Genomic DNA, 19,539 nt, shown 5'->3' with positions numbered 1-19,539 from the left:
TGAATATAAGTCTATCATGTCGAAATTGGCGTCTAAACGTGAGTTTTCTGTGTGTGTTTTGTGAATATGCAATGTACTAGATCTCTAGTGCATCCTTTAACGCTTTGACGTAAGCTCTGCTTACGGGAACTCTGGAACGTTCTTCATCATTTAAAATCAGAGTGTAAGCTCCATTAAACCAAGGGACCAGCTCTTGGGCAAAGTTCAAATTCACCAAGTAACTCCGATGGGCGTGGAAAAAAGGATAATTCGCTAATTTTTCTTCGAGTGCTTGTAATGTGTACTTGGTTGAATACGTTTTGTTAGGTGTTTTAATAAAGACATCCCGGTTTTCACGGTAGACATAGAGAATATCCTTAGGATCAAGCAACACGATACTTTCGTCCCCTTGGACTGCTAGTTTAGATATGATTGGAGCTTGGCTGGCTGTCCCGGGTACACTCTCTCCGGCCATCTTTTTCAGAAGTTCAACGAGAGAGCTATTGAGTGTTTCTTGTCCTGAATCGTTGTTGGGATTTCTTACTCTTTGACGGATTCGTTCCACTGTTTTCAAGACGCGTTCCTCATCAAAAGGCTTCAATAGATAGTCTACGGCGTTGACTTCAAAGGCTTGAATGGCATGCTGATCATATGCTGTAGCAAAAACAATCATTATAGTTTGATCCACTTCCAGCAATCTTCTCGCTACGGTTAAGCCGTCGAGATTGGGCATATGGATATCTAAGAAGGCCACATCCGGTTTGAGGTCTAGGATTATTTCTAATGCTTCTGTGCCCTGAGTTGCCTCTCCCACGATTTCGATATCTTTGCATTGCTTTAAGAGATACATCAATTCATCCCGAGCGAGTGGCTCATCATCGGCGATCACAACTGAAATCACGTCCTATCCCCTCCCTTCTGAAGCGGAACTCTAAACCAGACACATGTTCCATGCTCCAATTCACTGTCAATATGAAGTTGGGACTCCTCGCCAAAATGATACTTAAGACGTTGGTTTACATTATATAAGGCCAAGCCTGTCCCTTCTTGAGATTCAATTCTACTGTAAAGTAATTCCGCAATCCGTTCTGGGGAAATGCCAATTCCGTTATCCTTCACAGAAATGAGAGCGTACCCTTCGGATTCTGTAACCTGAACAAGGATTTCTCCCGTTTTTTCAAGCCCTTTTAAGCCATGACGTATTCCATTTTCTACAAGAGGTTGAAGGGTAAGTGGGGGTAAAAGAACGTTTTCGAACAAAGGATCGATTTCAAGTTTAATACCTAAACGTTCTGTGAAACGAGCTTGTTCAATATCCAGATAGGCACGGGTATGGTCGATTTCCTGTCTTAAGGTAACGAATTCGTAAAGTGAGGCATTTAAATTCTGTCTGAAGAAATACCCAAGTTGAATTAGAAGTTTTCGTGCCATATCCGGTCGTGTCCGGACGAGAGCGACAATTGTATTTAAAGAATTAAACAGGAAATGTGGGTTCATCTGTGCTTGGAGCGCTTTAATTTCGGCCTCTTGGATGAGTTGAGCATGGTTCTGCGCGTCGACCACTTCAAGCTGATGTGAGAGTAGCTTACCTAGACCTTGGGCTACTTCTTCATCGACTGGCTTAATCTGTTTAGTATTTAAATAATAAAATTTCAAAACCCCAACTACTTCATCTGACTTTTTCAAGGGGACAATGATTGCCACCGCAAGCGGACATCCTTTTTGGGGACAGTGGATTTCATCTAAGGATTTGGGTATGTATAGTTGTCCAGTTTTGAGTACTCTCTTCGTCGCTTCAGTTAAAACTGTATGTCCTGGCAAATGATGATCATCCCCGATTCCTACGTGGGATAGAATTTTTTCACGATCCGTAACCGAGACTGCAAAAGCACCCGTCGTTTTTAAAAGAAGCTTAGAAATCTGGGTTGCGGATTCTTCAGTGAGACCTCTGCGGAGATTAACCAGCATCTGATCGGCGATATGGAGGACCTTTTGAGCCTGATTGGCCTCGATTCTATCCTCTACATTAATGACGGATCGTATAATTGCGACAAACAGTGCGATTCCGAGACTATTTGCCAGAATCATCGGAAGGGCAATGACTTGAACTAAGGCAACCGCACTTTCCCAGGGTCTAGCCATGAGAAGGATAATCAGCATTTGGGTCGTTTCCGCAATGACCCCAGTCAATAGTGCTTTTGAAGTAGGGACAATTCTACGATTCCCGACCTTTAGATAAACAAGGCCAGCGAATAATCCTGCCGTTACTGTGGAGATTCCACACGCTAGCCCAGTGAAACCCCCGAGAAGGGTACGATGAATACCAGCGATAAGCCCAGCTCCAAGACCAACCCAAGGTCCACCTAATAATCCACCGATGACGACACCAACGACCCGTGAGTTGGCGAGTGCCTCTTCAAAGCCGATCGCCTCAACGCGTGGAATCCAAAGAAAAGCGCTAGTACTAGGTCGAATCGAAATCCCGGTATACGTACCGACGATTCCGAATAACCCAAATACTATCGAAAGTTGTATGATCGTCCATGGATCGAGTTTGTGATCGATGAGATTACGAAACGTCGTTAGCCGCGTTAGCATAAACGCGATTGCCACGATCAGGCCGATATGTTCGATCATTAAGAATAAAAGTTGCACAGTTAGGAAACTCCTTTCATCCGGGAGAACACGGGAGACGAGGAGACACGGGAAGACAGAGGGACGGTTCTTCTGTCTAAACGAAGCGGCAACACTCATAGTACTTAACAGTCTTGACGCCAATAACTCCGTTGATTAGAATAATAATGGGTGCTAAAAATGCCACGACAACAACGCCTGCAAAGCAAAAGCGGTTATTATCATATTATGCTCCGTGGTAACGAGCGCAGGAACATATTTAACGATGACGAAGATCGATTTCGCTTGATAGATATTCTTTACGAAAAAAAGCAGGGCAATAAATTCTATCTACACGCTTTCTGCCTTATGGATAATCATGTTCATTTGTTCATTAGTAAAGGAATCGAGGACATAGCCCTAGTGATGAAACGAATCACTGTAAGCTACGTCCATTATTTTAATAAAAAATACAACCGGATCGGACACTTATTTCAGGATCGATTCAGAAGCGAGGCTATAGAGGGGGATGGGTATATACTTTCCTTAATTAAGTATATACATCAGAACCCTGTTAAAGCTAATATGGTTAAGACAGCCTCTGAATATCCATGGAGTAGCTACAATAGTTATTCGAGTGAAAACCATTTTTCAAAGATGCTGGATATAGACACCATTCTGGGCCTTTTCTCACCTGACAAAGAAATTGCTAAGAAACTCTTCAAAAATAATATGAATTTGGTTTCTCAGGAATCGTTTATTGATATACCCGATAACGTTAAGATAATTGACGAGGTAGCTGCGAAAGAACTATTTGAAAGAATCATACTAGAACTCAGTATTGATTTTGACAAATGCCCTAGGATAGAACTTACAACGATGTTAAAAAGATTTAGAGAAGAATCAAATCTATCCTTTAGAAAAATGTCAATCATTACTGGTCTGAATAAGGATAAAATCAATAAACTTTTGAAAAGTTAGACAGAAGAACCGTCCCCATGTCTCTCCGAGCCATGTCTCTCCATGCCTACCCCGAAAATGCCCTTGCCACATTTCGGACAACACCCTCGATTTAAGTGATTAACTACAACAGACTCACGCTGAATTACAGCTTCTCCACACTGGGGACAAAACGTCGTGTCTCCTCCTCTCACATTCCCCAAATACACATAAGGAAGCCACTCTTTGCCAATCTTCCATAAGCGATCTAAGGTCTGACGATCCGTTGGAGGAACATTGAGTCGATAGGCCGGGTGATAACCACTCAAATGCCAGGCCAGGGGAACGTTGAGCTGATGTAGCCAGCGGGCTAATTCTGTAATCTCTTTAGAATCATCATTAGCCCCCGGAATAACGAGCGTCGTCACCTCGAGATGAACTCGCCCAGCCAAACGCTCGACATTGTCTAACACCCAAGCTAATTTTCCTCCGCAATAGTGTTGATAAAACTCCTCAGAGAAAGCTTTAATATCAATATTGACTGCATCTAGCCAGGGAATCAACTCTTCGAGAAAGCGTGGTGAAATAGTTCCATTACTCACCAATACCACCTTCCCTCCTTGAGCTCGCACCAAGGGAGCGGTATCCCGGATCATCTCAAACCACACGCTCGGCTCTGAATAAGTAAAACACAGCCCCAATGATTTCTTCTCCTGCCCGACAAGCACTGCAAGCTCGGCAGGAGTTACTTTTTTCCCAGCCTGATGTTGCTGAGATATTTCGTGATTTTGACAAAACGAACAGCTTAAATTGCAGCCAAAACCCCCAACAGAAAAAATCCAAGAACCGGGGTAATAATGATAAAGGGGCTTCTTCTCAATCGGATCCATATTCCAGGCCGCCACTTCACCATAGTTGCGAGATACTACCTCTCCCTCGCGGTTTTCCCGGGCATGACAGCGCCCCGCCTGACCATGTCGCAATTGACAACGTTGGGGACACAATAGACAACTCGCACTATAGGAGTCTTTATTTGCATTAGTCATAGACAGAAGAACCGCCCCCCCGGTCTGCACCTAGACAGAAGAACCGTCCCCTTGTCTGGAGGAAGCACCACGTCTGCCCTGCTGTTTTCTGCATCAATTTTATTACTCATAATGTCTCTTGACCTCAAAGCGCCAAAGTTCTACTGAGTCTTCCCCTGAAATCCCAGCTTTTTGTTTGGCAATACTGATTTGATCTGAAACCGTGTCGACCCCTTCTAAATGGGGCAGTAATAATCCGCTTTTTCCACGTTGACGAACGACTACACCATACCTCCAAGGGTCCAACTCTTCGGGTCCTGCAATCTTCTCAAGTTCACCAAGGACATCCACTGTGAAGCTGAGGGTATCCAGTTCATCCATTCGAACAGGCCGAAAACGTGGATCTTGCGTTCCCGCAGCCACAGCATTATGTTGAATTTCCAAGGCAAGATTTTCTTGCCAAGGCTCAGTTGTCCCAATACATCCGCGCAACTGCCCGTTTTGTTTTAGAGTTACAAAACATCCCCTCCGCTCACCAAACCCAGCTGAGGATAAGTCGGGTAAATCCAGTCGACCAGGATCATCTTTCTTCAAATAAGCCTTCAGGCAACGCCGCGCCCACTGCGGCAAGGGTGAGGAATGATAGAGATCCGCCACCAGATATCCCACACCAAACGTCCCTTCATAGGACAGTACTTCCGGCGCTCCTTCTTTAGCAGCCAATGCCATGCGTAGGCTCCGATACCCACATTCACCTGCTTTTTCGACCAGGGCAACTGGCAAATTGGCGATCTTTTTAGGATCCTTCTGCAGTGCCTGCAGCACTAATTTATCACATTCTGGTCCTGCGGGATCTAAACCATACGGACCGTCTTCCTTCAAGCGATGAGACATATCTCCACTAGCCACAAGCGCATGGCGTCCAGGCAACCTATCGAGAATCCCCCCCATCTGCACACCATACTCTTCGGGACGCTCCAAAGGCATCCCTAACAGGACAACCTTTCCGTTCCACCCTGCTTTTTTCAGGAAATAGAGCGGTACCAGTGCGCCGTGATCAATCGGTCCCTGTACGGGAATAACCCCAGCGAGGTCTTGCTGAAATTGATCAATCATCACAAGGTCGTTTGCAAACGACAAACTTACCTGTACAGCTCCAAATTGAGCGAAATTCCCACGGACAACCTCATCGGTTAAAAGGGTGATCCCTTTCTGGGTTAGCTGTGCATGAGGGGAAATCAGGATCACCGTCTCGACCTCCGCTTGAACGAGACGATTCACTATCTCATAGTAAGCATCCAAACTCGCTTGACACTTAAGCTCCTCACCCCGTCCGATCTCCGGAACGAGAATGGGTGGATGCGGAACAAAAACTGAATAAACTAAACTCATAAATCAAGCACTCCCTTTTGCTTTTGGCAATAGTTAATCTCTATTTTACCCTGAACGCCTGCTAAAATACAGTAACTTCGACTAGCGCCAGCCTCCAGTTAGTTAATACTTTCTGCCGAGTACCGGAAATAGGAAACGCCAAGTCGTAAATCGACCTAGCGTTTCCTAAACTCTACATTTCCTATGACTATCAATAGTGAATTCATTCGATTAAAGTTGATATCGCGACTTTGGCAGGGGACTCTACCTCCACCGAAGCGGAGTACGGGGTCCCACTTCCCACTTGTAGAAGTGGGAGTTTCACAATTGGATTAAACGTTAAACTTATCAATGGCTTGCTGTAATTCGTGCGCTAAATGTGATAAACCTTGACTGGCATTCGCTATTTCAATCATGGAGGCTGTTTGCTCTTCAGTGGCAGCAGATACTTGCTGTGTACTAGCTGCATTTTCCTCTGCGATACCGGCTAAGTTCTTTAATATATCTATGATTTGATTCTTTTTCGTCTCCATATCTTGCCCCGAAATATTCAGATTGGCAACGATTTCTTTAGTCTTTTCTACCGCTTCGGCGATTCCCTTAAATCGTTCATCCGTAATGATAACACTATCCTCTTGTTTTTTGGCAATGAATGTACTTTTAGCAATAATTTCTACTGCATTTTGAGAGTTTATTTGTAACTCATTAACTATCATATCAATTTCTTTAGTTGAATTACTAGATTGTTCGGCTAATTTTTTTATTTCTTCAGCTACTACGGCAAAGCCTCTTCCTGCTTCACCCGCTCGCGCAGCCTCAATAGCCGCATTTAAAGCCAATAGGTTCGTTTGCTCCGCAACGGCTTGAATCATTTGACTGGCGGAATTGATTTTTTCAGCACTTTGATTCGTTTTAATAATTCCTTCTTGGATTCGCTCCATATAAAGTTCTCGTTCTTTGGTTCTTTCCATTAATTCAACAATTGACACACTACCCTCATTTTTCATTTTCTCGACTATTTCAGCTGAATTATTCAAATCAATTAAATAGTGTTGGTCTTTCTCGATGAGGTTTCCTAATTCAAGGATCTGATTGACACCATTTTCTGTATCTCTAGCTTGGTCTGTGGCACTCCCTGCAATTTGTTCAATTGTTCTTGCTATCTCTTCAACTGCTTTTGCCGACTCTTGGGATATGAGTGTTAGTTCTTGAGAAGTATTGTTAACCTGACTGGCTGTCTGTAATAAACGATGAGTTATTTCTTTCTGATTAACATTCGTAGCTTTAATGACCTGTCCAAGTATACCAAGATCATCTTTTCTATCTACAAAAGCTTCCATGATCGTTTCAATATCTAACTTCTTGTATTTACTCTCATATAACACTACATCGCTTTGAATTTCTTTACTTTCTTTTAACTCTATATCGATGCCGATTGAACCCATGAACTTTCTATTTATTATAATTGGAAGCATTATACTGGTCATCAATATCTTTTCACCATTAAGCTCATAGTAATAGGGTTCTATGATTGAGATTTCTCGACTCTTTTTTGGAATGGTATACCATGCTTCAGTATATATATTTTTAAGAGCAACTACTTCGATATTATCGTTTTCCCAATAGACATAGGACGTAAACTTACCTTCATCATACATTTCAGAGTTGAGATAGTTATTATCATTCCCATCAAAAGCATTAGGTTCCCAAAAGGAACTCAATGAAAGTAACCCTTTACTTTGCCTTAATAGCTTTTTTTGTAGTTCAAGAATGCCTTGTCTGTCCACGTTACCCACACTCTTGATCCTGATCAACTCATTAAGAAGGGTTTTAGCAACCTCCACACCTTTTTCTAAAACAACGTAATCCCCAAGGGAACCTCGTTTTAAATATTCTATCGCTAACTCTAATAATTTCGAATCTTGACTTGTTTTAAATAATGCAATAATAAGTAAACCAACGATACTAAACAGCAAAAGAATTAAAACAACATTAGGGTCTCTGAAAACTAGCCCTAATATAATCATAATTCCAGCAAATATTAGCAGCAACTTGTTTTGGATAAAGATAGATTTCACAAAAATACCCCCTTAATTCGTTTAATTGCAAGTTTTATGCCAAAATACGGGCATTTCATTTCTATGTAAATATTTCCCTCAACCCCTCTAGCCTAAAGGATATCTTCAATCAAGTTCTCCATTTCCCAGTTGAATGGACGGGCTAATTAATCTATACATTCTGGGAAAATGATGTCCCTCAAGTCGATTCCAGACCATCAAGTCATAATCAACTCATATTCGACTCACTTCTTTAGTTCAATAGTTTTCGCCAAATCATTATAATTATTTCCTTAGAAATCACACAAAGAATAATCCTAGTAGTAACGCAGATACGTCACAAGGTCCAAAAATACACGAAACGGGGCTGTGTGAAAACTCAGTCTCCAAAAATCTAAGTGGTAACAACAATCAAAAAGCGTCCTCATTTCACTATAAAAGTGGAGTGAGGACGCTTGTATTTTGATGATATAGAAGCAAAAGTAGAGATGTGAAAACAACACAAACAAGTTTTAGCACAGCCCCGTTTCTATTTATACAGCATAAAACGGAACCGGATACAAGGTAATTAAATAGAAGGATCATCCTTTGATCCAATCGTGAGACTCCCACTTCTACAAGTAGGAGTGGTACCTCGTACTCTGCTTCGTGGGGGGTAGAGTCTCCACCGAAGCCTCGATGTTCAACTAAAGTTGAACGAGTTCACTTTAGCGGACCGCGTAACTTGTATCCAACGTACAGAATAAGAATCCAAATCGGACCAATGTAGAGCGAATAGGCCATATCAGGTATGTACGCCATTAGAACGACAACCATCGCTAGGAAGACTAACGTTACATAGTTCGAAATAGGGTAGAGTGGCAGTTTGAACGCCAGATCTTTCTCTGTCCCTATTTCTTGCTTAGCACGTCTGAATTTTAAATGGGTCATTAAAATCATAGCCCAGTTAAAAATTGCCGCGATCGTCGCAACAGACATAAGATACAAGAAGACTTTCCCTGGGACAAGAAAATTGAGAACCACCGCAATTAAGGTAAGGGCCGAAGAAAATAAAACTCCATTGACTGGCGCTCCCGCTTTACTCAGGCGAGCAAACATTTTTGGAGCACTTCCCTGCAGCGCAAGGCTATGAAGCATCCGGCCATTACTGTACAGACCACTGTTATAGGTTGAAAGCGCTGCCGTCAAAACAACCACATTAAGAATTCCCGCTGCCGCTGGAATCCCAATTTTAGAAAAAATCTCAACGAAGGGACTGCCCGTCGTCCCGACCAAGTTCCAGGGATAAATGATGGTTAACACCAACAAAGCTCCGACATAAAAGAGTAAAATCCGCCACACCACTTGATTGATTGCTTTAGGGATTGATTCCTTTGGATTATCGGCTTCTCCAGCTGTAATGCCAATGAGTTCAACTCCTCCAAAAGAAAACATAACAATGACTAACGATAATAGTAAACCCCAAAGCCCGTTGGGCAGATAGCCGCCATGTGCCCATAAATTACTTAGACCGATTGGTTGTCCGTTATTTCCAAGCCCGAAAAATATAATAAACAGCCCAAACAAAATCATCGCCACAATGGCCACAACTTTAATAAGAGAAAACCAAAACTCAAATTCACCGAAGGCTTTAACATTAATTAGGTTTACTAACGTAATTAAAACTAAAAACGCTAAGGCTGAAAGCCAAGTCGGAACAGATGGAAGCCAATAGTTTATGTATACTCCGACCACAGAGAGTTCAGCCATACTTACGACAACATAGCAAAACCAATAGTTCCAACCGGAAAAAAAGCCTGCGAACTCCCCCCAATAACGATAAGCGTAGTGACTAAAGGAACCGGAAACTGGTTCATCTACGGACATCTCCCCGAGAGCCCGCATAATAAAGAAGATCGCAATCCCTCCAATAATATACGATAAACTAATCCCCGGTCCAACCAATTTGATCGTAGTTCCTGATCCATAGAATAACCCTGTCCCGATGGCTCCACCCAAAGCAATCATTTGGATGTGCCTGTTTTTCAATGACCGCTGTAATTCATTACCTTTTTGATTGTCTCTCAAGATTTCCTCCTTATTCCTTTTGTTTTTTTAAATCCTAGAATTCAATCCAAGCTTCTGCTTGGTTTGCTCTAACAGATATGTTTCTCATTTTACACCTAAAATATTGCTAAACCCTAACTTAAACATAAAATTAGGGGACGTATCGAAAACTAAGTTCAACTTAGTTTCGCGACGTCCCCTTTTTGGAGTAAGTTTTGTAACTGCCCTTTTAACGAAACAATGCCCTAAGATCCTGACTATTAACCTTCGATGGGCTTAAGGTTGCACAAGAAGTGACGGAGCACTTTTGGTTCATAAGTGAATTCCAAGCCTTTGATTTGATCCCGACGATCCCAAATCTTAGCTAAAGCCTCAACGACCACATCCATATGATTGTCAGTATAGACACGACGAGGAATGGTCAAACGCATAAAATCTACACCGGCTTTTTTTTGAACTCCGGTCACGGGGTCGCGACCCAGTAATAGAGAACCTACTTCGACTGGCCGGACGCCCGCCTCAAGGTATAGTTCGTTACTAAGGGCTTGGGCGGGAAATTGTTCTGCAGGAATATGGGGGAGAAACTTGCCAGCATCCACAAAAACAGCATGTCCACCAACGGGCCACTGGATGGGAATACCACGCTTGCGAAGTTCTTCTCCGAGGTATTCTACCTGTCCAATTCGGCTTTCGAGATAGTCAAAGTCCAAACCTTCATAGAGTCCAACCGCTAAGCATTCCATATCTCGTCCTGAGAGCCCACCGTAAGTTACGAAGCCTTCCATAGGTACACAGGTCGTACAAGCATCTTGATACACTTCTTTTTCATTCTTAATGCCGATCAATCCGCCCATGTTGACAATAGCGTCTTTCTTGGCACTCATCGTAAAGTAGTCACCCATATCATACATTTCTCTAACAATTTCTTGAATGCTCTTATTTTCATACCCTTGTTCACGTTTTTTAATAAAATAGGCATTCTCAGCGAAACGAGCAGAGTCAATATCGATCTTCAAAGAGTATTTGTCCGCAATTTTCCGAACCCCACGGAAGTTCTCCATGGAAACCGGTTGTCCGCCCGAGGAATTACAGGTTACTGTCACAATAATAAACGCAATATTTTCAGGGCCCTTTTCAACGATGAAGCTCTCGAGTTTTTCTAAATCGAAGTTACCTTTAAAGGGATGCTCTTTTTGAGTATCGAAGGCATCTTCGATAACGAGATCCACTGCGACCATACCATTCATCTCAATATGTGCCATGGTTGTATCAAAGTGCATATTTCCAAGCACAAATTGCCCGTTGTGTTTTTTCAAATTTGGAAAGAGGACTTGCTCTGCCCCACGACCTTGGTGTGTCGGAATTACATAGTCATACCCGAAGATCCCTTTCACTGCATCTTTCACTTTAAAAAAGGATTTGCTTCCAGCATAGGACTCATCTCCAAGCATCAAGGCGGACCACTGTTTATCACTCATAGCGCCAGTACCGCTATCCGTGAGAAGATCAATGTAAACATCTTCTGCTCTTAAAAGAAAGGGGTTATACCCTGCTTCTTGGAGTTTTATCAAACGCTCTTCACGAGAAATCATGCGCATAGACTCTACCATTTTAATGCGATAAGGTTCTGCTTTTCTAGCCATTTATAAAGTGCCTCCCATATTCTCGATATTTATAATTCTAGGCTTGAGTATTGCAAAATACGTGCCAGGGCATACGAAGGGTAGAAGTTAGGCAGCAAAAGGGTTTTTCCTTGATTTCAATCCTATTTGCTTTGGGATTGATAATAAAAAGTGACAAGTATTCTTATCAGTGATAAAAATACTTGTCACTTTTCATGCAGTTGTTCCTATTCAATTCCATAATTCTTCATTTTATTTAAAATCGTCGTATTAGAAACTCCGAGTACTCTTCCCGCTTTTCTAGAGGACGAATGGGTTTCTAATACACGCATAAGAACTTGTTTTTCAACTTCACTTACAATTTCCTTTAAGGTCGGCCATTCTTTTTCCACTGGTATCTGTATTTGAAAATCTCCCTCCTCGCACTCTACAGTGTGTGGAGTCGAAACTAAATCAGTCCACTCATAAAAGAGTTGTGGATTAATCTCAGCGGAATCCATAACATTGATTATGCGCTCAAGTATATTTTCGAGCTGACGCACATTCCCTGGCCATGTTTGACCCATCAATAACTCAACGCTCTCTTTCGTTAAATGAATTTCTGATTTTCCTAGTTTTTCCGAAATCTTGCGAATCAAATGCTGGGCAATCAGGGGAATATCCTCAGAGCGTTCCCGAAGAGGGGGAATCCGCAATGGAATAACATTCAAGCGATAATAAAGGTCTTCTCTGAATTCCCCCTTTTGAATCATTTCTTCCAGATTACGGTGCGTCGCAGCAACAATACGAACATCCACAGGAAGTTCCTTCGATCCCCCGACCCGGCGAATCATACCTTCTTGCAAAACCCGAAGCAAACGAACCTGAACCTGCGTTGGTATTTCTCCGATCTCATCTAAGAAAAGGGTTCCATGATCTGCTTGCTCAAAAAGCCCTTTCTTCCCTCCTCTAGCTGCCCCTGTAAAGGATCCTTCTTCATAGCCGAAGAGTTCGCTTTCCAGCAAGCTATCTGGTAAGGCAGCGCAACTGATCGGAATAAAAGGAGCCTGAACTCGCAAGCTTTCCCTATGAATCGCTCGCGCAAATAGTTCTTTGCCTGTTCCGCTTTCTCCGCGCAATAAGACGGTTGAGTTTCCTTTAGCCACCATCTTAGCGGTTTCGATAACATGGCGCATCTTCTCACTCTGATAAATAATCCCCTCAAAGGACATTAATTGTTTTTTTCGGTCGATTTTTGAAATAATCTCTTCAATTTGGCAAAAGTCTTTCATAGTAGCCACCGCGCCGATGACTTGACCTTTTGCGTTGAGCACTGGAACTCCTGTCGTCAAGAAATGAATAACTTGATTTCCCTTAGTAAATTCCCTCTCCGTGAGGCGATAGGGCAATCCGGTCTTAAGGGTTTCTAAAATGGGTGCATTTTCTTGGAACAACTCCACAGCGCCTAACCCGATCACCTCTTCAGCTGAACAGTGGAATATCTTACAGGCCACTTCATTAATTTGAATGATTTCACCGTCTTTATTGACAGCCACAATCCCTTCGCTGACAGAGTTTAGAATGGTCTTTAAAGCACGCTCTCGCTCTTCGTAGGGCATCTGATCGCGCAATTTTATATATAAAACGCCACTGACAGCTTCTAAATCCTTTATTAATCGTTGAACTAGATCTACGGAAGTACAACGGAATTTAATAAACATGCCCTGATCTGGAATGACTTCCATCCCAATCTTATCAACTTGATTTTTTTCGCATCTCTCAAAGATCTCCATCCCTAAACCCAAGCGATCTTCAAAATCAATCTGAATCACGCGTTCCAGAAACTCCATTGGCTACCTCCTTTAGTGAACTCGTTCAACGAGGAAATATGTCGAATAATATTGTATATAACAATAAATTATACCATATATTAACTCTAGATAGCTAGAATGGTGATAAACGCCTGCCTTAATAAAAGCTGCCGTATTGGAGCAGAATAATCGTATGCCTCGCAAAAGTTCCAATTACTTGCTTGGTTTGTTCAAGCGAAATCAGTTATACTTATATATGTCTGACATAACATAAAGATTGCAGACAAAATTCAAGGAGGTTATACCATGAATAAACAAACTCTCAGTACTCAAAACGCCCCTGCGGCCATTGGCCCTTATTCTCAAGCGGTTAAGGTTGGAAATCTAATCTTCACATCTGGACAGCTGCCGATCAACACGCAAAGTGGAGAATTGATCGCTGATATTGAAGGAGCAACCAAACAATCCTTAGATAATGTGAAAGCGATTTTAGAGTCCGCAGGCACTTCTATGGACAAAGTCGTAAAAACCGTAGTTTTTCTGAAAGATATGAATGACTTTGTAGCGATGAATGCTGTTTACGCCACCTATTTCCCGACTAATCCTCCTGCCCGTTCAGCTGTACAAGTAGCACGTTTGCCAAAGGACGCTGTTGTTGAAATTGAAGCGATTGCTTTGGCTGAATAATAGAACATAAAAGGATCCATGAAAACGCATGCGTTTTCATGGATCCTTTTATGTTTTAACTAAAACTCGAATTGTTTATTGCGATAAGCTTTAAGATATTTAACACAATAGTCATCTCGCCCAGCCAGTGTTTCAGCCGTGATCAAACTTGCCATCATCATCTTGTCCAATGGGTTAATAATTAAACCATCTAATCCTTTGCCAATGGCCATAATGGCAAAGGCATGATTCATGAATTTCCGTTCCGGCAGACCATAAGATATGTTAGACAATCCGCACATAGTATGAACCCCTTTAAACCGTGTCATAATGGCTTCCACGGAATTAATAAATTCCACGGCAAAGGTGCTGTTTGTAGAAATAGGCTGTACTAGAGGATCTACATAAATGTGATCCAGTGGTACATTATTTTGGACGAGCCCATTGATGAGTTTATCTGCAATTCTTAACCGATCATCCATAGTCTCGGGCATTCCTTCATCACTCATGCAAAGCGCAACAACTTTTAATTCTGTGCCTGCAACGACCGGAATCAACGCATCATAGCGCGCTTTTTCCAGGGAGATGGAGTTAATCATCGCAACACCTTTGTGTACGGACAAGGCTTCTTCAATTGCTTTTGGGTCGGGGCTGTCAATACAGCAGGGGCAATCCACGACTTCTTGAACTGTTTTGACCAGCCATCTCAGGTATTCTGGTTCCTTACCGACAAAGATACCAGCATTGACATCAATATAATTTGCCCCAGCCTCGAATTCTTCCCGGGCTACCTTTTGGATATAATCGACATCTTGAGCTTTGATAGCCTCTCCTATGGCCTTACGGCTAGCATTAATTAATTCTCCTACAATTATCATTACGTTTCCTCCTTCAATTAGGGTAGCTTCCACCGCCACCTTGTATAGCCTTAATGACTATCTTAACTTTTCTAACTCGCTCTTTCTTCATAATCTTGGTAAGTACTTCCCCACCCATACCCCAGTTATCAGTATCATTCAATGGAGCAGTCAGTTATCTTTGGGTACCTATCACAACAAGGTTTTCTGCTAAACTAGCAATCTGTCCAAGGGCTAAAGACAGTTCGGTAGCAGCATAAGCTTGAGACTCCGTAACTGCACTCAGTTGATTTATCGCTACAATAAGGTTTTGGACGGAACTTTGTACAGCTTTCAGGTCAATGTCAATTTCCGTTGTCGAGACTCTTGTGGATTCGGAGAGCTTCCGAACCTCATCAGCAACAACCGAAAAACCCCGACCAAGCTCACCGGCTCTAGCGGCCTCGATAGACGCGTTCAATCCAAGGATATTAGTTCGCATAGAAATCTTACGGATCTCGTCCTTCACTTTGCCTGTATGTTCTATCTCCTGCAGAACATGGCTAGTTTCACTATCCATATTTTTCACGGTAGCTGCAAGTTCCTCAGAAGAAGCGGACAAGTTTTCGGCAGAAGCGGATATTTGTTCTACAGCTGCCAAAATATCTTGACCAGCATCGGTCAACGTATCATACTTAGCAACTGAAATGTCAATAACGACACACCCTACTACAATACCGTTTTCCTTGATCGGATAACCTATTCCCACATAGGGAATTCCCAAGACCTCTTTAGGTACACGCCTAACAATACGCTTCTCAGTACGAATGGCTTCTTCGGAAATTCCACCTTTAGGCAAGGGATCGCCAACCTTTACTTTCAGGTTCAGGCTTGGCCCCGGATACCAAGCTAACACTTTCTCTGTATCTAGAATACATACCGCTACCTCATCATCATAGAATTGTTGTAACTCACTAGCGACTTCTAAAAAGGCCTCGAGCTTCACTAGCTTCACCCTCCTCAATTTTCTTCTCACTTATTTTTCATAAGTCCATACGTTAATCGAAAAAGGGGAAATTGGAAAGTGACCCTAACCAATAACGAATTTCGCTTCTAACTCACGAATTTCCGTCAGACCAATTAATTCATTAAATTCCGGAAATGGAATCATTGACGGTATTAAATTTTCAGTGGAACCTGTTTTCATGAGTTCTGCCATCAGATTTTTCATGGCTTGAGCCACCATGTACGTTGAAGCCGTCGGGAAGATGACCATATCATACCCAATTTTTTCTAATTCTCGGGCCGGCAAAAGAGGAGTTCGCCCACCCTCTACCATATTTGCTAAAACCGGAACGTTAAAGCCGGATGTGATTTTCTTCATCTCATCGACTGATTCTGGTGATTCAACAAAGATTATATCAGCTCCTGCTTCTTCATAAGCTTTAGCCCGGCGAATAGCCTCGTCAATCCCATGAATGGTTCGAGCATCTGTACGGGCAATGATCACAAAATCAGGATTTTGCCTTGCTTCGACAGCTGCCCTGATTTTGCCCACCATTTCCTCCATCTGAATAACCTGACGTCCCGTCATGTGTCCACACTTTTTGGGTGCTACTTGGTCTTCTAATTGTATCGCGGCTACTCCTGCCATTTCATATTGACGCACTGTTCTCATAACGTTAATAGCATTTCCAAATCCCGTGTCGCCGTCAGCTATTACCGGAATATCTACGGCACTGGCAAAATTGTTTGCCCGAGATAACATCTCACTCATTGTCATTAAGCCTACGTCTGCTGTACCTAAATGACTGGCCGCTTGGCCATAACCTGTCATGTAAACGGCCTGAAAACCGGCTTTCTCAATGATCTTAGCTGTTAAGACATCATGGGCTCCAGGGGCAACTAAAATTTCTTTAGCTGCCAGTAAATTCCTTAATACCTTGCCTTTATTCATAACGATTGGCTCCTTAATCCAAATTTTTTGCTTCTTTTAAAATATTATTTTCTGCCAAAGTGAGCGCTTCGTTAGGATATTCTTCGGCCATAGCCCCAATGGTATATAACTGATAATTATGATCCACCACAAACTCAGGATTTTCTGGCAGCAACGAAATTCCTCGATTGGCGAAGGATTTTTGTAAAATTTCCAAAGCCTCTTCTTTTGTCGAATGAGCGAAAATGCCCCCCACTGCGATAACTCTCTGAACTTTACGCAAATCACGACCGACAGGTATTCCCGGCACAATACCTAGAACCGGGTCAAAGCTCTGGGCAATATACCCCGCATGCCGCTTAATGGCAATTTCTATGGCACCAATCGCTAACGCTTTATCAAAATTTATCTCTTTTTCATGGGTGCTGATGTGTCCTGTGTGCTTCTCAAGGTACTGTGCATAAACTTGGATTTCCTTGGTTAAACCTTCACCTGCTAAACCAACTTTAGCCAAAACTCCACTTGCTCCAACCGTTTCCACAATGCCTGCAGCACTCACCCTTAATCCTAGGTTACCTTCGACCGTTCTGTAAGATAGCTGCTTCTCATTCGAAACCACTAAACCCTTTTCCTCTTTGGTTAGGTTTGCTAAATCAGGTAAAACAGAGTGGACATCCGTTGTTGCCCCACCAATATCTATAACTAGGATATTGCCATAACCCTCCTTTTCATGGGTACCCAGCGCTAGGAGCTCTGTCCCCATAAGCACCGCACCCGGTGTAGGAAAAACCCGTCCATTAGAGACTATTTCTAGTAAGCGCCCTAAACCTCTAGCCCTAGTAATCTGCCGAATAAATTCCTGATGAATAGCTTCCCGCGCTGGTTTGACTTTCAGTTCATGGATCGTTGGCATAACGTTAGGCACTCGGATCGTGCGAATCCCGCCTATTTTCAAAACCTCTGCTACTTTTGGTTGAGCTTCGATATTTCCGGCAATAATGACCACACTATGCGTCTTACTGTTAACAATCACTTCAGCATTCTCCAGCAGAGAATCCTGATCACCACCATCTGTCCCACCGGCTAAGAGAATAATATCGGGCTTGATTTCCTGTAATACCTCTAAGCGAAAATCAACAGGTGTCTCGTGCGATATAATCTCCAATACCCGCGCACCGGCACTCATTGCTACTTCTTTTGCAGCCTTCGCTGTAACTCTGGGCATATAACCCATCGCTACCATCCGCAGCCCACCTGCGGCAGAACTCGTTGCCAACGTGCGGGAGGAAATCACCTCTGTCCACTGAAGATCATGCGCCAGATTATGACATGCCTTGATAAGTCCTATTTCGATGTTTTCCACGGTAGTTGGAGCTTGAGAACGGCCGATAAACATTAAATTAGTTCCAAAACGATTAAATGCTGATACTTTGGTATAGGTACTTCCCACATCGTAGACTAAGAGATCAACCTGGGGCATAATATTATCACTTCCTTGGCAACCCAGCTTTTCCCTAAGCTAGATTGCAATATAAACATAACCGTCCATAATGCGGCGTGAGGTACGACCAAAGGCTGCTCTTTCGAGCTTAATCCCGTCTCCTTCTTCTTTAGCTTCAACTTCGATATCAATAACACCCGCTGGATGGCCTATTCTAATAAGTGAAGATTTCGAATGAGTTACAAGGTTGACAATCGTACCTGGAATTTTCGCTGCAGCCCCAGTGCAAGTCGTCCCGGTCCCAGCATAGGTCTTGTGTGTCACTTGCATATACATGAGTCTGGATACAAAATCAACTTGATCTGCCTTAATTTTGTTGCCTGTTGTAAAGTTGACATAATCTTGTGGTTCACTGACAAAAGCAATCATCGGAAAGGCGGGGCTGTTTTTCAAAGCATCTGCTTCGTCTTTAGCCATACCGATCATGGCTGCCGCTTTACCACGGATTCTTTCTAACAAATCCAGCATTTCCTTATTTGCGTCGATTTCGGCTGGAGTTTCAATTCCTGTAAGCCCTATATCTTTGGCTCGTACAAAAACCATCGGATTTGCGACATCAATAATTGAAGCCTCTAATTTGCCAAAACCTTTAATATTAAGGACATCAACTACCTTCCCAGTAGGTAACATCTTATTCGTGACGGAACCGGCGGTACCGGCAAAGTCCAACATGATTTTTGCTCCGCTACCTGGAACTCCGGCGATTTTGTAGTCGCCGTTTACTCTAGCTTTACCATCGCGCACAGGAACCTCAGCAACCAGAATCTTACCGGTATTTGTATTATGAATGCGAACCTTCGTGACTGGTTCGACAGCCCTGACTAATCCTTCATCGATGGCGAACGGACCAACCCCTGAAGAGATGTTCCCGCAATTTCCAGAAAAATCAATCAGTTTTGTTCCTATACTCACTTGCCCAAACGTGTAATTGATATCAGCATCCGATCGTGTCGATGGTCCAATAATGGCTACCTTGCTCGTTAGGGGATCTGCTCCACCCAAACCGTCAATTTGTCTTACATCTGGACTGCCAAAGATTGCTAAGATCTCTTGATCTCTTTGATGTGCTTCTGGTGACAAGTCATTTTCCATGAGGAAAACCCCTTTACTCGTCCCTGCCCTTAAAATAGCACATCGTATCCTGCGTTGCTCCGTCAT

Annotated in this window: 15 protein-coding genes; 2 read left to right on the top strand and 13 right to left on the bottom strand. The window is 42.8% G+C overall.

Annotated features, from left to right (window positions below):
* Positions 1-76: 76 nt before the first annotated feature.
* The gene (locus E4K67_RS08810) at positions 77-880 is read right to left on the bottom strand and encodes a LytR/AlgR family response regulator transcription factor (RefSeq protein WP_199242497.1); all 804 of its coding nucleotides are present in this window, start codon (positions 878-880) and stop codon (positions 77-79) included.
* Positions 877-2,634: a LytS/YhcK type 5TM receptor domain-containing protein gene (locus tag E4K67_RS08805; RefSeq protein ID WP_243454396.1), complete on the bottom strand. Its 1,758-nt coding sequence runs from the start codon at positions 2,632-2,634 to the stop codon at positions 877-879. The genes E4K67_RS08810 and E4K67_RS08805 overlap by 4 nt, the downstream gene beginning before the upstream one ends.
* Positions 2,635-2,793: 159 nt before the next feature.
* Here E4K67_RS08805 and E4K67_RS08800 point away from each other — a divergent pair, with 159 nt between their 5' ends.
* Positions 2,794-3,573: a transposase gene (locus tag E4K67_RS08800; protein ID WP_135546057.1), complete on the top strand. Its 780-nt coding sequence runs from the start codon at positions 2,794-2,796 to the stop codon at positions 3,571-3,573.
* Here the strand turns inward: E4K67_RS08800 and amrS are convergent.
* The 6 genes from amrS to E4K67_RS08770 form a co-directional block, all read right to left on the bottom strand.
* Complete coding sequence (amrS, locus tag E4K67_RS08795; RefSeq protein ID WP_135546056.1) at positions 3,570-4,577, bottom strand: AmmeMemoRadiSam system radical SAM enzyme; 1,008 nt, start codon at positions 4,575-4,577, stop codon at positions 3,570-3,572. The genes E4K67_RS08800 and amrS overlap by 4 nt on opposite strands.
* 102 nt (positions 4,578-4,679) lie before the next feature.
* Positions 4,680-5,948 (bottom strand): AmmeMemoRadiSam system protein A, encoded by a 1,269-nt coding sequence (amrA, locus tag E4K67_RS08790; RefSeq protein ID WP_135546055.1) that lies wholly within the window; start codon positions 5,946-5,948, stop codon positions 4,680-4,682.
* 311 nt (positions 5,949-6,259) lie between these two features.
* Positions 6,260-8,005, bottom strand: a complete 1,746-nt coding sequence (locus tag E4K67_RS08785) for a methyl-accepting chemotaxis protein (protein WP_243454395.1) — start codon at positions 8,003-8,005, stop codon at positions 6,260-6,262.
* A gap of 681 nt (positions 8,006-8,686) precedes the next feature.
* Positions 8,687-9,991: an amino acid permease gene (locus tag E4K67_RS08780; protein WP_135546870.1), complete on the bottom strand. Its 1,305-nt coding sequence runs from the start codon at positions 9,989-9,991 to the stop codon at positions 8,687-8,689.
* A gap of 299 nt (positions 9,992-10,290) precedes the next feature.
* On the bottom strand, positions 10,291-11,673 hold the full coding sequence (locus E4K67_RS08775) for a tryptophanase (RefSeq protein WP_135546054.1): 1,383 nt from the start codon (positions 11,671-11,673) through the stop codon (positions 10,291-10,293).
* A 206-nt stretch (positions 11,674-11,879) separates the two neighbouring features.
* Positions 11,880-13,481 carry a sigma 54-interacting transcriptional regulator gene (locus E4K67_RS08770; protein ID WP_135546053.1) on the bottom strand — a complete coding sequence of 534 codons (1,602 nt, stop codon included), beginning with the start codon at positions 13,479-13,481 and terminating at the stop codon, positions 11,880-11,882.
* 267 nt (positions 13,482-13,748) lie between these two features.
* Here E4K67_RS08770 and E4K67_RS08765 point away from each other — a divergent pair, with 267 nt between their 5' ends.
* Complete coding sequence (locus E4K67_RS08765) at positions 13,749-14,129, top strand: RidA family protein (RefSeq protein WP_135546052.1); 381 nt, start codon at positions 13,749-13,751, stop codon at positions 14,127-14,129.
* Between the two features lie 59 nt (positions 14,130-14,188).
* On the opposite strand, the gene E4K67_RS08760 is transcribed toward E4K67_RS08765, so the two are convergent.
* The 5 genes from E4K67_RS08760 to E4K67_RS08740 all read right to left on the bottom strand — a co-directional run bounded on the left by E4K67_RS08760 (position 14,189) and on the right by E4K67_RS08740 (position 19,539).
* Positions 14,189-14,986 carry a methyltetrahydrofolate cobalamin methyltransferase gene (locus E4K67_RS08760; protein ID WP_135546051.1) on the bottom strand — a complete coding sequence of 266 codons (798 nt, stop codon included), beginning with the start codon at positions 14,984-14,986 and terminating at the stop codon, positions 14,189-14,191.
* Positions 14,987-15,140: 154 nt separating this feature from the next.
* Positions 15,141-15,950 carry a methyl-accepting chemotaxis protein gene (locus tag E4K67_RS31075; RefSeq protein ID WP_135546050.1) on the bottom strand — a complete coding sequence of 270 codons (810 nt, stop codon included), beginning with the start codon at positions 15,948-15,950 and terminating at the stop codon, positions 15,141-15,143.
* Between the two features lie 84 nt (positions 15,951-16,034).
* Positions 16,035-16,901, bottom strand: coding sequence for an isocitrate lyase/PEP mutase family protein (locus tag E4K67_RS08750; RefSeq protein WP_135546049.1), 867 nt, complete (start codon positions 16,899-16,901; stop codon positions 16,035-16,037).
* Positions 16,902-16,914: 13 nt separating this feature from the next.
* On the bottom strand, positions 16,915-18,360 hold the full coding sequence (locus E4K67_RS08745; protein WP_135546048.1) for a glutamate mutase L: 1,446 nt from the start codon (positions 18,358-18,360) through the stop codon (positions 16,915-16,917).
* Between the two features lie 39 nt (positions 18,361-18,399).
* Positions 18,400-19,539 (bottom strand): 2-methylaconitate cis-trans isomerase PrpF family protein, encoded by a 1,140-nt coding sequence (locus tag E4K67_RS08740; protein WP_135546047.1) that lies wholly within the window; start codon positions 19,537-19,539, stop codon positions 18,400-18,402.

Source organism: Desulfosporosinus fructosivorans (genome assembly GCF_004766045.1).
GTDB classification, from domain to species: Bacteria; Bacillota; Desulfitobacteriia; order Desulfitobacteriales; family Desulfitobacteriaceae; genus Desulfosporosinus; species Desulfosporosinus fructosivorans.
Note: the sequence above shows the minus strand (reverse complement) of the source record. Positions and strands in the feature narration are given on the sequence as shown.